Origin of the sequence: Francisella adeliensis, assembly GCF_003290445.1 — a bacterium.
Classification (GTDB): Bacteria; Pseudomonadota; Gammaproteobacteria; order Francisellales; family Francisellaceae; genus Francisella; species Francisella adeliensis.
In genome coordinates, this window is the sequence record NZ_CP021781.1 from 935,651 (window position 1) to 949,844 (window position 14,194).

Sequence of the window (14,194 nt, forward strand, 5' to 3'; positions counted from 1 at the left end):
AACAAGAGTTTGCAAGTCTATTTTTTTACTATCATTTGAAACTTTATAAGTCTTAGATATTCTAATAGTTAGAATAATTTATATATTATCTATGTTTTTTTCTAAAAGATTTTATTTGATCTTTATTCATGCTATCAAGCATTTTTTTTCTTTCATTTTTGTTCATGTTTTTATATTCATTAAGCGTTGTCTTAAAGTTATTAGGTGTTTGAACTCGTTTATCATTATGTTGATAATTATTATTAGGTTTACTAATACCAATAGAACCCATGGCTAATACTAAACTTATAATTGTTATTATTTTTTTCATAGAATATCTCCTGTTTAATATTTATCAAATACCCAATAGGTACAATTAGATTATATACATATTGATAGACAAACAGCAATCTGATGTGGAAATAAAATAGTTGAAAATGATACTGATATATTAGAATAATGTTTGATTTGAAGAATTGATAGGAGATATTTGTATAGAATTATTTTTTGTTTTTAACAACTTCAACAGGACCATGATCATCGCAGTGGTCTCCATGAGGGTGATGTAGTCTGCCATCAACAATGTAGTCTACATGATCACCATGAGGTACCGCTTCATGACCACAGTCAGGACTATGTTTATGATCACAACATTCATCTTCTACTGGCTTACAGTCAGCAGGATTCTTTTCTGATACTTCTAGTGTATGCTCATCGTAATGACCTTCATGCTCATGATGAAGGTGACCATCATGTACAAAGTCGTAATGATCGCCATGTTTGATTTTTGTATGTCCACATCCATCTTCATGTTTATGGTCGTGATTTTCATGTTGCTTACATTTACTCATAACGTTTTCCTTTTTTTGTTTATGGTTCATCAAAATCTATATTCCTAGTTTAACATAAAGTAGCTAGCATTTAGAACCCATGCAAAGCTAACCCATAAAATATATGGGACCATCAAGTATGAAGCTACTTTAGAAACATTTGCGAAAAGTCTAATATTCCATAAGAAGTTAAAAACAAATTGAGTTTTATAAACTATAAATATTTTTTTTACTAGCTTGCCTTCTAGACATATTAACCAACTAGCAATTGCAATCATAATATATAAAATAGTCCAAATTGGTGCAAATATATAGTTGGGAGGAGAAAATGAAGGGTGGTTTATAGTACTATACCAGCCTTGTATCTGTGCAGAGGCAGCACTTGCAACTAAAAACCCAAGCCCTAAAACTATAATAATAAATAAAACTAAGTATCCCTAGTCCTTGGCTTTTATATTTTTCATTAAAATTCCTTATAGTTTATTAAAAATTAATTAGCAATATTCTAGCTTATTGCTATAGTAGATATATATGATTTTGACGATAGAAGTATTACTATTACTAATATTTAATTTAGGAGATTTAAAATGCTGAAAACTAAGAGCCTAACACCTCACCAACATGGGATTATTATAAACAAAGATACAGAACAACCATTTACAGGTAGATATAACGATCTTGATCAGAAGGGAATATATATCTGTAGAAACTGTGCAACGCCTCTTTTTAAAGCAGATAGTAAGTTTATTTCCACATGTGGTTGGCCAAGCTATGATTTACATATAGAAGATAATGTCAAGACACTTCCTGATGCAGATGGACGTAGAACTGAAATCTTATGTAACTGTTGTGGAGGACATCTTGGACATATTTTTCATGGTGAAGGTTATACAAAGTTAAGTACGCGATACTGTGTAAACTCTGCTTCTGTTGACTTTATACCTTTTGAGAGCTTTGGAGCTACTGAAGAGGTTATAGTTGCAGCTGGCTGTTTTTGGGGAGTGGAGCATTATTTGAAAAAGTTAGATGGGGTACTACTTGCTGAATCAGGTTATTGTGGTGGCGATGAACCAAACCCAAACTATAAAAAAGTTTGTAGTGGGGCAACAGATTACCTTGAGGTTGTAAGAATTATCTTTGATAAAGATAAACTAACATTAGAAGAGCTTTTAAAGTATTTCTTTGAAATTCATGATTTTGAACAGACAAATGGTCAGGGTCCCGATATTGGTCAGCAATACAAATCAGCAATTTTTTGTTATACAGATAATCAAAAAAAGATTGCTGAAGAGCTCAAAAGTATTCTTGTAGAAAAAGGTTATAAAGTTGCTACTGAGGTTAGAAGCATGAAGCCATATTATGTTGCTGAGGATTATCATTTAGATTATTACATGAGAAATGGTTCTATTCCATATTGTCATAAACACCAAAAAATATTTTAGTCTTTAAGTTTATCTTTTATTGTTATAAAAATTAATAAAGAGACGATCAAGAAGAAGAGCTGTTGTATAGGAATTTCTACCATTAAATGATTGATACTAAAAAAACCTACAATTGTAGTTGCTACGCCAGCAACCAAGAATTTTATTAGTCTCATGATAGCATTTCCTGCAGCAAAACCTTCTTTTAGCAAGTCTATAGCTCTGGCAGTGATTATTATATTAACAAGAGCAAAACATGCAGTAGCTAATGTATTTATGATTACAAAAACATAGATATTATCTATCAAATAAGAGCATAGGGTGTTTAATAAAACTAAACTTATTGCTATTGTATAGCCATAATATATAACTTGGCTTTGATTAGCATTGTTAACTTTATTTTTGATAAATAAGCTTGAAAATACAATTCCAAAAATATTTAAAGCAAATAATAGACAGAATTGAAAATAGCCTAAATCCAAGTAACCTAGCATTATATTTGAAGAAGCTCCAATAAAGCTAAATAATGCTCCAAAACATAGTCCTCCACTTATGGTAGCTAATATATAAGGAGTATTCATTAAGTGTTTTATATATACAAAAAAGCTAATAAGAAGACTTTTTGATCTCTTATGTGTTTTATGTGTTTCAGGCATTAATAGTGTAATAATAAGTAAGACTATTCCATAGAATGTTAAAAAATGAAAAATGTTTTGCCATTCACCTGTAGTGTAGATGATGACACTACCAATTATCGGGGCAATAATAGGAGCTATCATAAAGACCATTACCATTGTAGCCATCATTTTTATTAGCTTTTGCCCTCGATAACAATCTTTAAGTATAGCCATAGCAGCTACAGCAGCGGGGGAGTCTCCTAGTCCTTGTAAAAACCTCATAAAGGTAAGTGTTTCAAAATTATAGCTATATGTGCATAGAATTGTACTAATTGTATAAATTGACATGCCAATAGTTAAGATTTTTTTTCTACCAAACTTATCAGATAAAGCACCCCAAATTAGCATACCTAAACTAAAGCCAAAAAGGTATGTTGAAACAGTCATCGCTATTTGATTTTGATTGACATGAAAATAATTACTTAAATTACTAAAAGCAGGTATGTATGCATCAATAGCAAATGGTGGAAGTGCTACGAAAAGAACAACATAAAATATTAAGTATTTACTACCTTTTCTTATTTGCATTAGAGGCCTTAAACATATTGAAATTAACAAATGATATTGTAGCAAAAAATATTGTATAAAATGACTTGTTTAGAGGAAAATAGCAAGGTGGAGGTGTTTTAATGTTAATAAATTGTTTAATCAAGCAACATCAATATATGTTTAGCATTTCTAACGCCAAGTTTTGCTGCTCTTTCATAATATTTAATAGCTATTTTTTTGTCAAAAGGTACGCCGTTTTTTTCCTCATTATAATACAGTGATGCTAATCTATAATTTGCTGGACCATAATTTGCATTTGCCGACTTCTTGAAAAAATCAAGAGCCTTGTTATAGTCACCCTCGTTATAATAATATTCACCTGCAAAATACATTGCATAAGGATCATCAGATCGTGCAATCTGCTCTAATTTATAAAGTTTTTTATAATCACCTTTCTGAGCAAAAACTTGTAATCTCTGCATTTGCTCTTCATGAGTTAGCTGGATTTTATCCGATTCTTTTATTTCTTCAGTTTTTTTATTCTGAACTATCCGATCATTTTTTTTCTTCTCTAATTCTTTAATAACTTCACTTTCTATAAGTTTTGGTAATAAAGAGGATGTTTTAGCTTGGTTTTCAAAAGCTGTGTGTAATAGATTTTTTGTAAATATATCATCTTCATTGAAATAATAGTAAGCTAGACCTTCAAATTTATTAGTGCTTATATTTTCACCAAAGTCTACAAATAATGAAGATCTATTTTCTTTAAGCTTACTGATTTTTAAAAAATCAGCGACATAGTTAGTATATCTGTTGTTAGTGTTATTTAAAAAATCATTATTAATTTTAATGTCTGCTATATTTTGATAAAAGTCTTGTAGGCTTTGTTTGTCTGATTTAAATAAATTTATGTAAACAAAACCATCAAGGTTAGAGATTTCTCTTTTAGGAATGCTTAAACCTTTTTCTATTTTGTGTTCTATTTCTTTTTGTCTTTCAACTTGTCTTATTATTTTGGCTTTTTCTTCATGGACTTGCTCAACTTGAATTTTTTCTTGTTCAGCTCTTTCTTCTGCACGTTCTTTATCTAGAAGTTTGTTTACTTTAACTATTTCAGCTTTTGCTTTTTTAGCTGTTTTAGGGTTGGAGCTATATAGTAAGGTTTGCCATAACATCAAAGCTCTATAGTTATCACCTTCATCAGTAAAGTTTTGAGCTTGTTTCATTAACGCTGGTTCGTATCCTTCAGCAGCAGCAGATAAAAGATATTTATTTTTATCATCATTATTTTTAATGTCTTTGATCTTATTATTAGTAATAGCTTCGTATATGTTATAAAGAAGTTTAGGATTAGTAGAAGCTAATAATCTGCTATTAGACTCGAGCATGTTAAAAATTTTAACAATGGCTGGAGAGTAACCTAGATCGTAAGATTTTTTGTAGTATGAAATAGCTTTTATGTCATCTCTATTTACACCTTGTCCTGCTTGGTAAAGTGTAGCTATTTGATAGTAAGCTCTAGGGTCTTCATCATTTGCTGATTTTTTATAATATTTGAAAGCGTGATCATAGTCTTTGTTGGTACCATAACCATATTGTAAAGCATATCCAAGGTAATAATAATCTGTTGCAGTAGCTGTCCCATTTTCATCTACTTCTTTTAGTATTTTAAAAGCTTTGTTATAACTGCTGGTATCTTTGTTTTGAATGCTTGCAATAGCGTTTGAATAATTTTCTAAAAAAACTTGATGCTGATAACTAAAGTAACTATTTACTCCAAGAGCACCACAAACTACTATCGCACTACCAGCACAAATTTTTATGACATTTTTTCGCGTTAGAGTTATCGGGCCTAGCTTTTTTGGAGGCTTAGGTAGGTTTTCTAAGTCAGACATCAGCTATACATTTTATAAAATACTGATTTTATTATATATTAGCTTTAAAGTACATTTAAGCATTATCGATATTTTTTACTGAAATATCTTCATTTATAAATGCTAATTTCTCTTTCTCGATAGTTTTAGGGTCTTCAAGTGATACTTTTCCAAACTGTCCGGCTCTAAAATCATGAACAATATTTTGACAAGCATGCACTACTTTATGTTTGGTTTTCATACCAGCAATATCTTTGACTATCTCTTGAGGAAGCTGATTAGTAACTTTAGAGTCATCAAGTCCGTATCTTTTTATAAATGAACTACGTTGTTTATTTATAAGTAAAAAATCAATCAAATATTCAGCTGTACCTTCGTAATCCATCGCAGTATCACGTATAGATCCTATACAGGCTATTCTAAATCCACTTGCTTCACTTTTAGGGCTTGGAAACATTATTCCAGGCGTATCATATATTGTAAAACCTTTTTCAATATCTATGCGTTGTTGAAGCTTTGTTACAGCAGGCTCATTGCCAGTTTTTGCCACTTTGCGTCCAGCAAGTTTATTTATCATTGTAGATTTTCCGACATTAGGTAAGCCAAATATAATCGCACGAATAGGTTTTAAAACAGTACCTCTATGTGGGAGTTTCTTTTTAGCAAGAGCAATGATTTTTTTAGTAAGAGTTTTATCTCGAAGTGTATCTACTGCAATAGCACTACCCTTAAAATGCTCGAGCCATTGCTTTGTGGTGTTAGGATCAGCAAGGTCCGCTTTTGAGAGTATTTTAATTATTGGCTTATCACCAACTATTGCCTCTAATACATGGTTACTACTTGAGTCAGGTATTCGAGAATCAACAATTTCAATAGCAATATCTATAGATGGCATTTTTTTACGAAATTCTTTCGTAGCTTTGTGCATATGCCCAGGAAACCAATGTAGCATGGTAGATAAAAAACTTAAATTTAGTTATTATGAGATAAGATTTTACCTATGAAGTATTTTTTATGCAAAGTTATATTCTAAAAGGTGCAAAAATATATTGCCAAGATGATTTTCAATATGAAGATATTGTTGTTGAAAACAACATAATAAAAGAGATTGATGTAGACATTGATACTGCCAAATATAATCTTCCCGTTATAAATTTGGATAGTGATGATTTCGTAATACCTGGGTTTATAGATATACATATACATGGTTCTCAAGGTGCTGATGTAATGGATGGTGATGTAGATGCTTTGGATGTGATTTCTAAGTCAATATATTCTCATGGTGTAACAAGCTATCTTGCTACTACGATGACAGCTACTAATGAAGCTATACTTAAATCTATGCAAGCAGTTGCCAAATATACAGCTATGCAACAAAGTGATAGAGCAAGGATAATAGGAATTCATTTAGAAGGACCATTTATTTCTCCTGGTAAAATAGGTGCTCAAAACCCAAACTACTTACAAGGTGCTGATGTTGAAAAGTTAACTAATTGGCATAATGAATCAAATAATCTGATTAAAAAAATAACTATAGCGCCGGAAATTGATAATGCTGATAAAGTTATAGCGTATTGTAATTCACAAAATATAATCAGCTCAATTGGTCATACCAGTTGCACGATGGCACAAGCCTTAAATGCTATAGAACAAGGCTGTAGTCATGCAACACACCTTTTTAACGCAATGACTCCTATTGAGCATCGTAACCCAGGTGCTGCTAATGCACTTTTAATGTCTAAAAAAGTATTGGCTGAGCTTATTGTTGATGGGATTCATTTGCATCCAGATATGGTTAAATTTACGCATGAGATAAAAGGTAGTGATAATATTGCTTTAGTCACAGATGCAATGTCGGCTCAAGGAGCAGGCGAGGGCATATTTGACCTAGGAGGTCAAAAGGTTATAGTAAAAAATGGTGAAGCTCGTTTAGAAAATGGAGTACTGGCAGGTAGTGTACTTACCATGAATAAAGCATTAGAAAATATAATGAAATTCTCAGATTGTAGTCTACATCAGGCAGTCAAAATGACTAGTACAAACCAGGCAAAATCATTAGGATTAAACAAAGGGCAGATCAAGCAGGGCTTTGATGCCGAATTTGTGGTTTTAGATAAAAATTATCAGATAAGGCAGGTAATAAGTTAGATGAAATTTTTAGTATTAGATACATCAACTAGCTATTGCTCAGTTGCGCTTAGTGTAGATGGTCAAGTTTACTCTGATACACGCTATATTCCACGCCAGCATAATAAATACTTATTACAGATGATAGAGGATTTATTTGCTAAAGCGGAGCTTGATAAAAAAGCGTTAGACTTTATAGCTTACGGTGTTGGCCCTGGTAGTTTTGTAGGTGTGCGATTAGCAGCATCTGTGGCACAAGCTTTTGCTGTCAGTTGTGATATTCCAATAGTTGGGTTTTCAAGTATGTTTGCAATCGCAAAAAGCAATCTTATAAATGCTGATAAAGTCGCGGTAGTCCTTGATGCAAAAATGGGTGATTTTTATCTAGGTTTATACGATAAGGCTAGTGATAGTATATTATCTGAAAATGTTTATAAACTTGAAGAGTGGACTTCTGAATTGTATCAAAGTTATTATTTGGTTGGAGATGCTATTTCACAAGTTGAACTAATCCCTGATTTGACAGATTTTAAACTTGATGTAATAAATATAATCAATTACGTAGAAACTTTATACAATACTCAAAAAACATCCGGAAAACTTACTCATGAGACTTATCCAGTATATTTGAGAGGGACTAGTCATTGGAAAAAGAAAGGTGTATAAAATTAAAATTTAATATGTGATTATGTTAAAATTTTAAAAGTTAATTTGATTAAGGGTATATAACATGGCTTCTTTAAATAAAAAAATTCAAAATGTAGCTCCTTCAGCGACAAATGCAATGGCAGCGTTAGCTAAACAGATAAAAGATGATGGTAATGATGTAGTATCATTAGCGGTTGGAGAACCTGGCTTTAGTACGCCAGATGTTGTAAAAGAGGCAGGTATAGAAGCTATAAATTCTAATATCACGAAGTATACAAATGTTGATGGTTTGAAAGAACTTAGAGAAGCTATAGTTACTCGCTATAAAAGAGAGTACGGAGTAAATTTTGCTGCAGACCAGGTCTGTGTAACGTCTGGTGCTAAGCATAGCTTACATAATATTTTCAATTGTATTCTTGAAGAGGGCGATGAAGCAATATTTTTTACACCATATTGGGTATCATATCCAGCAATGGTTTCTCTTACAGGTGCAAAACCAGTAGTTGTAGAAACTAAATTTGAAAATGGTTTTGAAATAGATATTGCTGATCTTGAAAAGCATATTACAAATAAAACAAAAGCTATAATTATAAATAACCCTAACAATCCAACAGGACTTATTTATTCAAAAAAATGTATAGAAGATTTAGCTAATCTATTAAGAAAGTATCCTAATATTTGGATAATAGGTGATGATATTTACGATCAATTATTTTTCGATCATAAAATTACATTGCTTACAGAAGTAGCTCCTGATTTAGCTGATAGGTATGTGGTTGCTAGCGGAGTTTCTAAGAATTTTGCTATGACAGGTTGGAGAGTTGGTTTTACTATTGCACCAAAGCTACTCAATAATGCTATGAAAAAATTTCAGTCGCAATCTGTTACCTGTGCTTGCTCTATTTCTCAGTATGCAGCTATAACTGCGATGAATATGCCTGCTCAAGATTTGCTTTATTTTGCAGAGTCTTATCAAGAAAAAGCAGAGTTTGTAACAAGTTGTTTAAGATCTATGCCTTATATTGATGTAAAAAGTGCTCATGGAACTTTTTATCTTTTTCCTGATTTAAGGAAATTAATTGAAAATACTGGTTTTGAAAGTGATACAGAGTTTTGTAGCGCCTTATTAAAAGAGGAGTTTGTAGCTATGATGCCAGGTGTCGCATTTGGCTCAAGTGGGTTTGCTAGGATTAGTTGTGCTAATGAAATGGTTGAACTTGAAAAAGCAATGGATAGATTAGCTAAATTCATCAATCGACACGCTAAGTAATTACTGTTACAATCTTTATTATTTTCTAATATTTTTTATTCTTACATGAAAAGATGTGGTTATATTTCAATTATTGGTCGACCTAATGTAGGTAAATCAACTCTCTTAAATAATATTTTAAAGTTTAAGGTGAGTATTACTTCTCGTAAACCTCAAACAACAAGACATCAGATAACAGGTGTTAAGACTTTAGGTGATACACAGTTTATTTATGTTGATACTCCAGGTATTCATACTAAAGAGCCAAAAGCTATCAATAAATTTATGAACAAAGCAGCAACTACGATGATTCGTGATGTTGATGTTATTTTATTTGTAGTTGAGATGGATAAGTGGACTGAGCTTGAAGATAATATTGTCAGTAAAATTAAAGACTCTAAAATCCCAATATTTTTGGTGGTAAATAAAGTTGATAAACAAAAGTCTATGCAGGCTTCTGTATTTATAAACTCTATCAAGGATAAAGTGAATTTCTATGATGTAATTTATGTATCAGCAAAGCAAGGTCATAATGTAAATGAGCTAGAATCGCGCATAGAAAAACTTCTACCTGAAAGTGAGTATTTCTTTTTTGAAGAGGACCAAGTTACAGATAGAAGTATGAAGTTTATGGTTGCTGAAATAATTCGTGAAAAAATCATGCGAACTATAGGTAGTGAAGTACCGTATCAAATAGCAGTTGAGATTGATAGTTATAAAGTTGATGAAGAGAAAAAAATAGTAGATATCTATGCAAGTATTTTAGTTGAGAGAGATAGCCAAAAAGGTATTGTTATCGGTGCAAAAGGGTCTAAACTTAAAAAAATAGGTATGGACTCACGAGTTGATATTGAAAGAATGCTAGAAATGAAAGTAAACCTGAAAACTTTTGTAAAAGTTAAAAGTGGTTGGTCTGATGATGATAGGGCGTTAAGATCTTTAGGTTATGATTTAATGTAAATTCTGATGAATACTATATACCTAAATACAAATCATAGTTATCGTAAGGTTGTCTATTTGCTCATGCTAGTTTTTACAGCATTTGTTCTGGGTGTATATTTCAGAGGAAATTATCCGATGCTAATATTAGGTAGTATATTAATCGGGTTATCTACATTTTTTGAAACTATAGGGTCAGCTAGTAAAAATATCACTGCAATTATCATAGATGATGAATATCCAAACACTATCAGTATATGTATTGATAATAAGCAAAGTGATTTTTGGGATATAAAAAGAAGTATCATCATAAATAATTGGATATATGTTTTTCTGCTACAACAAGGAAGCAATAAAAAAATTAAAACTTGGTTATATAAATCAAACTTTAAGAATACTGAAGAAATAAGACTTTTAGCTAGGAAAATTCACCTTAGTAAATTTATAGGCTGATGGCCAGATGTTTTTATAAGCCGTTATATATAGAAAGTTACTTATTTTTTAGTTCTAAAAATTCTATCCCATATAGGTAGAGTAACGCTATAGTTTTGTGTTGAATCTAGATGGTGCAAAGAGTGGTGTTTCTTAAAGTAAAAAAGTAGAGCACCTTTCCTAGATTTAATGTGATGAGTGCTATGATGAATGAAAAAATATAGAAAGGCACCTGTTAAAATACCACTATAAATTACAGATGAAATACCTAGCCCAAAGAACAAATATAGAGGTAGAAACATCATTATTGTATAAATGGGCAAAGACATATAGGTTGGAGTACCTATTAATTCAGTAGGTTTATTATGATGAGCATCATGGAGTTTTTTGAGAAAAGCAAAGCGATGAAATAGAAAGCGATGCACTATGTACTCAATGAAAGACCAAAGGATAACTCCAAATATGTAGAGTAAGGGAATTATAAATGTATTTATTGATATATACTTTATTCCTATAGCTATAAATAAAAGTATAAATAAAGGGTAAATATAAAAGTCACTCCAATACCCAGTTCGGGATATTCTTTCAAGTATCGTCATTTTTTATAGTTTAACTGTTATTTTTACTAATCAATTATCATAACATACGAGCTATATTGTTTGAACCATAGAGTGTTTTTATCATAAAATAAAAAAATCAAAGATTATAAGGTAACTTCTAATAATCACACTTATTTTGTATAATCTAAGAAGTAAATATTTTTGACTACTTTCTTCATGCTAAAAAACTTTAAATCTAATATATCAAAATATATTAATTCATCACAAATAATAGAAAATGAACTTCTCCGCTATGCATATTCTACAGATGCTAGTCCATACCGAATGGTACCAAAACTAGTTTTAATTGTACGCACGGATGAAGAGGTCAAACAACTATTAAAGCTTGCAAATTCAGAGCAAATCAAGCTTACATTTAGAACTGCTGGAACTAGCTTATCAGGACAGGCGGTGACAGATGAAGTACTTGTAATACTGGCGGCAGATAGTTGGCTTAATTATGAAGTAAGTACTGATGGTACACTTATAAAACTACAACCGAGTATAATCGGAGCTCAAGCTAATAAATATCTTAAAATACATAAAAAGAAAATAGGTCCAGATCCTGGATCAATTAATTCTGCTAAAATTGGTGGGATTATAGCTAATAACTCAAGTGGTATGTGTTGTGGTACAGCAAGAAACTCCTATGCAACAATTGATTCGTTAAAAGTTATTTTTGCAGATGGAGAGGTGTTAGACACTAAAGATGAAAATAGTGTAAAGAGCTTTCTAAATTCAAAAAATGATTTTATTACAGAGCTAGTAACTATTCGTAATACTATAAAACAAGATAAAGAACTTGAAGGTTTTATTCGGAAAAAATTTGCTATAAAAAATACAAGTGGTTATAGCTTAAATGCATTTTTAGATTTTGAAGATCCTATTAAAATAATTGAAAGACTTATAGTTGGTTCAGAAGGTACTTTAGGCTTTGTAAGTGAAGTTACTTTAAACACTGTTCCAGATTATGAAAGTAGAGCTTTAAATTTAATCTATGGAAAACTAGATGATCTCGTGGCACTTACGACTAAACTTGAGCAGTCAAATGTTTCATCTGTTGAGTTGTTAGATTATCAATCACTTAAATCTGTAGAAAGCCAAACTGATTTAAAATCATTTTTAATCCCATTAGTTGATCAAAATACTGCAGCTATAATGGTAGAATTAGCCGAGGAAAACCAACAAAAGCTTCAACAAAAATTAAAGACTGTAGAGAGTATTATAGATGGTGCAGAGATTACCCATCAAGTAGGTTTTAAAACTGATGAAGTACAAATGCAAACTCTTTGGAAAACTAGAAATGGTGTGCTACCAACTATTGCTGGAGCAAGACCTGATGGTACGACTGTTTTAATCGAAGATATTGCTGTAAATATTTTAGATTTACCAGCTTTGATAGTAGATCTAAAAAAGATGTTTGTGAAATATAGCTATAATAATGCTGCTATATTTGGGCATGTTTTAGCAGGTAATATTCATTTTGTACTTACTCCAAATTTCAACAATAAAGATGAGCTTATAAATTATGATAATTTCATGAAAGAGCTTACAGATGTTGTTGCTGGTAAATATAATGGTTCGCTTAAAGCAGAGCATGGTAGTGGAAGAAACATTTCACCATTTGCAATAGTAGAGTGGGGTGAGAAATGTTGGGATATAATGTGGCAGATTAAAAGTCTTTTTGATCCTAAGCATATTTTAAATCCTGATGTGAAAATCACCAAAGATAAAAATCTGCACACAAAAAATCTTAAAGAACTTAATAATGTAGATGAGCAAATTGATAAGTGTATGGAGTGTGGCTTTTGTGAACCCGTTTGCCCATCACGCAGTCTTAGTCTAACTCCAAGACAGAGAAATACTGTTGCTCGTAAGATAAATACTCTCAAGGGAGCAGAAAAAGAAAAATGGCAACAAGATTTTGAGTATTATGGTATAAAAACCTGTGCTACTACGAGTCTTTGTAAAACACGGTGCCCAGTAGATATTGATACTGGTAGTTTTATTTTGAGCCAAAAAGCAGAAGCAAATAAGTCTGTAAATCATGCTAAAGAAATTTCAGCAGCTAAACTTAAAGTTCAAATGGGTAATGTTGCTGCAAAAGTAGTTGGCAAAGAAAATCTGCAAAATATTACAAAAGCTGTACATAGTAAATTTAAGGCTATCCCTATTTACCTAGACACTATGCCAAAAGCTCAAAGTGATATTTTTGCAAATACTAATCCGTCTATTTCAAATAAATCAAAAGTTAAAAAAGCACTGCTTTTACCAGCTTGCCCAAATAGGATTTTCTCATCAGCTAATGATTCAATGAAATACCCAAGTCAGCTAATTCTTGAAAAGTTAGGCTATGATGTTGAGTATCCTACAGATGTAAATAGTAAATGTTGTGGTCAAATGTATAATTCAATGAGAAATGTTACTCAAGAGAAAGTGATTGAAAAGGATTTACAAGAAATTGACTATACTCAGTATGATGTGGCTGTTCTTGATAATAGCTCATGCTCAAATTTTGCTAAACATAATGGTGTGGAAATAGTCGATATAAATAGTTTGATTTTAGAAAACCTTGATACTTTAAACATTAGGCAAAAGTATAAAAGTATCGCTTTGCATATTGACTGTTCAACTAGGAAGCAAAATATCGATCAAAAATATATTGATGCTTTAAATAAGTGTGCAAATGAAGTTGTAACTCCTGAAATGATATATTGTTGTGGTTTTGCTGGTGATAAAGGCTTTAGTGTACCGGAGTTAAATGCTAGTAGTTTATCGGGATTGCAGTCTCAGATTAAAGACTGTGATATAGGAGTGAGTTTCAATAGGTCTTGCCAAATAGGTTTAAGCCATCATGGTAAGTTAAAATATGTTTCTTTTGTAGATTTATTATTAGATTGTGTTGAGGATTAGGAATTTATACCAATTAT

Annotated in this window: 14 protein-coding genes; 7 read left to right on the forward strand and 7 right to left on the reverse strand. The window is 31.4% G+C overall.

The annotated features are described in order from the left end of the window. Window positions 1-85: 85 nt before the first annotated feature. The 3 genes from CDH04_RS04595 to CDH04_RS04605 all read right to left on the reverse strand — a co-directional run bounded on the left by CDH04_RS04595 (window position 86) and on the right by CDH04_RS04605 (window position 1,228). The gene (locus tag CDH04_RS04595; protein WP_112869906.1) at window positions 86-310 is read right to left on the reverse strand and encodes a hypothetical protein; all 225 of its coding nucleotides are present in this window, start codon (window positions 308-310) and stop codon (window positions 86-88) included. Between the two features lie 169 nt (window positions 311-479). Further along, window positions 480-830 carry a hypothetical protein gene (locus CDH04_RS04600; protein WP_112870898.1) on the reverse strand — a complete coding sequence of 117 codons (351 nt, stop codon included), beginning with the start codon at window positions 828-830 and terminating at the stop codon, window positions 480-482. A 44-nt stretch (window positions 831-874) separates the two neighbouring features. Then, window positions 875-1,228, reverse strand: coding sequence for a TspO/MBR family protein (locus tag CDH04_RS04605; protein WP_112869907.1), 354 nt, complete (start codon window positions 1,226-1,228; stop codon window positions 875-877). 168 nt (window positions 1,229-1,396) lie between these two features. Between CDH04_RS04605 and CDH04_RS04610 the strand changes: the two genes are divergently transcribed. After that, window positions 1,397-2,251, forward strand: coding sequence for a bifunctional methionine sulfoxide reductase B/A protein (locus tag CDH04_RS04610; protein ID WP_112869908.1), 855 nt, complete (start codon window positions 1,397-1,399; stop codon window positions 2,249-2,251). Here the strand turns inward: CDH04_RS04610 and CDH04_RS04615 are convergent. From CDH04_RS04615 to ylqF, 3 genes are all read right to left on the reverse strand, one after another. After that, window positions 2,248-3,435, reverse strand: a complete 1,188-nt coding sequence (locus CDH04_RS04615; protein ID WP_112869909.1) for a multidrug effflux MFS transporter — start codon at window positions 3,433-3,435, stop codon at window positions 2,248-2,250. The two genes, CDH04_RS04610 and CDH04_RS04615, sit on opposite strands and share 4 nt — an antisense overlap. A 116-nt stretch (window positions 3,436-3,551) precedes the next feature. Next, window positions 3,552-5,291, reverse strand: a complete 1,740-nt coding sequence (locus CDH04_RS04620; RefSeq protein ID WP_112869910.1) for a tetratricopeptide repeat protein — start codon at window positions 5,289-5,291, stop codon at window positions 3,552-3,554. Window positions 5,292-5,346: 55 nt separating this feature from the next. Further along, a complete protein-coding gene (gene ylqF / locus CDH04_RS04625; protein ID WP_112869911.1) occupies window positions 5,347-6,222 on the reverse strand; it encodes a ribosome biogenesis GTPase YlqF in 876 nt (291 codons plus the stop codon). A gap of 62 nt (window positions 6,223-6,284) precedes the next feature. Between ylqF and nagA the strand changes: the two genes are divergently transcribed. The 5 genes from nagA to CDH04_RS04650 all read left to right on the forward strand — a co-directional run bounded on the left by nagA (window position 6,285) and on the right by CDH04_RS04650 (window position 10,686). Then, window positions 6,285-7,418, forward strand: a complete 1,134-nt coding sequence (gene nagA / locus CDH04_RS04630) for an N-acetylglucosamine-6-phosphate deacetylase (RefSeq protein ID WP_112869912.1) — start codon at window positions 6,285-6,287, stop codon at window positions 7,416-7,418. Next, entirely contained in the window at window positions 7,419-8,063 is a 645-nt protein-coding gene (gene tsaB / locus CDH04_RS04635; RefSeq protein ID WP_112869913.1) for a tRNA (adenosine(37)-N6)-threonylcarbamoyltransferase complex dimerization subunit type 1 TsaB, read from the forward strand. It begins immediately after the preceding gene. Between the two features lie 64 nt (window positions 8,064-8,127). After that, window positions 8,128-9,315, forward strand: coding sequence for a pyridoxal phosphate-dependent aminotransferase (locus CDH04_RS04640; RefSeq protein WP_112869914.1), 1,188 nt, complete (start codon window positions 8,128-8,130; stop codon window positions 9,313-9,315). A 45-nt stretch (window positions 9,316-9,360) separates the two neighbouring features. Continuing rightward, window positions 9,361-10,254 carry a GTPase Era gene (gene era / locus CDH04_RS04645; RefSeq protein WP_112869915.1) on the forward strand — a complete coding sequence of 298 codons (894 nt, stop codon included), beginning with the start codon at window positions 9,361-9,363 and terminating at the stop codon, window positions 10,252-10,254. 6 nt (window positions 10,255-10,260) lie between these two features. Beyond that, entirely contained in the window at window positions 10,261-10,686 is a 426-nt protein-coding gene (locus CDH04_RS04650; RefSeq protein WP_234393413.1) for a hypothetical protein, read from the forward strand. A 41-nt stretch (window positions 10,687-10,727) separates the two neighbouring features. Here CDH04_RS04650 and CDH04_RS10125 read toward each other — a convergent pair whose 3' ends face one another. Then, the gene (locus CDH04_RS10125) at window positions 10,728-11,264 is read right to left on the reverse strand and encodes a sterol desaturase family protein (protein ID WP_112869917.1); all 537 of its coding nucleotides are present in this window, start codon (window positions 11,262-11,264) and stop codon (window positions 10,728-10,730) included. A 162-nt stretch (window positions 11,265-11,426) separates the two neighbouring features. Between CDH04_RS10125 and CDH04_RS04660 the strand changes: the two genes are divergently transcribed. Further along, window positions 11,427-14,177: an FAD-binding and (Fe-S)-binding domain-containing protein gene (locus CDH04_RS04660; RefSeq protein ID WP_234393414.1), complete on the forward strand. Its 2,751-nt coding sequence runs from the start codon at window positions 11,427-11,429 to the stop codon at window positions 14,175-14,177. Window positions 14,178-14,194 lie beyond the last annotated feature (17 nt).

Excerpts from the sequence above, each read along its gene's own strand:
- CDH04_RS04595 (WP_112869906.1), bottom strand. The coding sequence starts at position 310 with ATGAAAAAAATAATAACAATTATAAGTTTAGTATTAGCCATGGGTTCT.
- CDH04_RS04600 (WP_112870898.1), bottom strand. The coding sequence starts at position 830 with ATGAGTAAATGTAAGCAACATGAAAATCACGACCATAAACATGAAGAT.
- CDH04_RS04610 (WP_112869908.1), top strand. The coding sequence starts at position 1,397 with ATGCTGAAAACTAAGAGCCTAACACCTCACCAACATGGGATTATTATA.
- CDH04_RS04615 (WP_112869909.1), bottom strand. The coding sequence starts at position 3,435 with ATGCAAATAAGAAAAGGTAGTAAATACTTAATATTTTATGTTGTTCTT.
- CDH04_RS04620 (WP_112869910.1), bottom strand. The coding sequence starts at position 5,291 with ATGTCTGACTTAGAAAACCTACCTAAGCCTCCAAAAAAGCTAGGCCCG.
- ylqF (WP_112869911.1), bottom strand. The coding sequence starts at position 6,222 with ATGCTACATTGGTTTCCTGGGCATATGCACAAAGCTACGAAAGAATTT.
- nagA (WP_112869912.1), top strand. The coding sequence starts at position 6,285 with ATGCAAAGTTATATTCTAAAAGGTGCAAAAATATATTGCCAAGATGAT.
- tsaB (WP_112869913.1), top strand. The coding sequence starts at position 7,419 with ATGAAATTTTTAGTATTAGATACATCAACTAGCTATTGCTCAGTTGCG.
- CDH04_RS04640 (WP_112869914.1), top strand. The coding sequence starts at position 8,128 with ATGGCTTCTTTAAATAAAAAAATTCAAAATGTAGCTCCTTCAGCGACA.
- era (WP_112869915.1), top strand. The coding sequence starts at position 9,361 with ATGAAAAGATGTGGTTATATTTCAATTATTGGTCGACCTAATGTAGGT.
- CDH04_RS04650 (WP_234393413.1), top strand. The coding sequence starts at position 10,261 with ATGAATACTATATACCTAAATACAAATCATAGTTATCGTAAGGTTGTC.
- CDH04_RS10125 (WP_112869917.1), bottom strand. The coding sequence starts at position 11,264 with ATGACGATACTTGAAAGAATATCCCGAACTGGGTATTGGAGTGACTTT.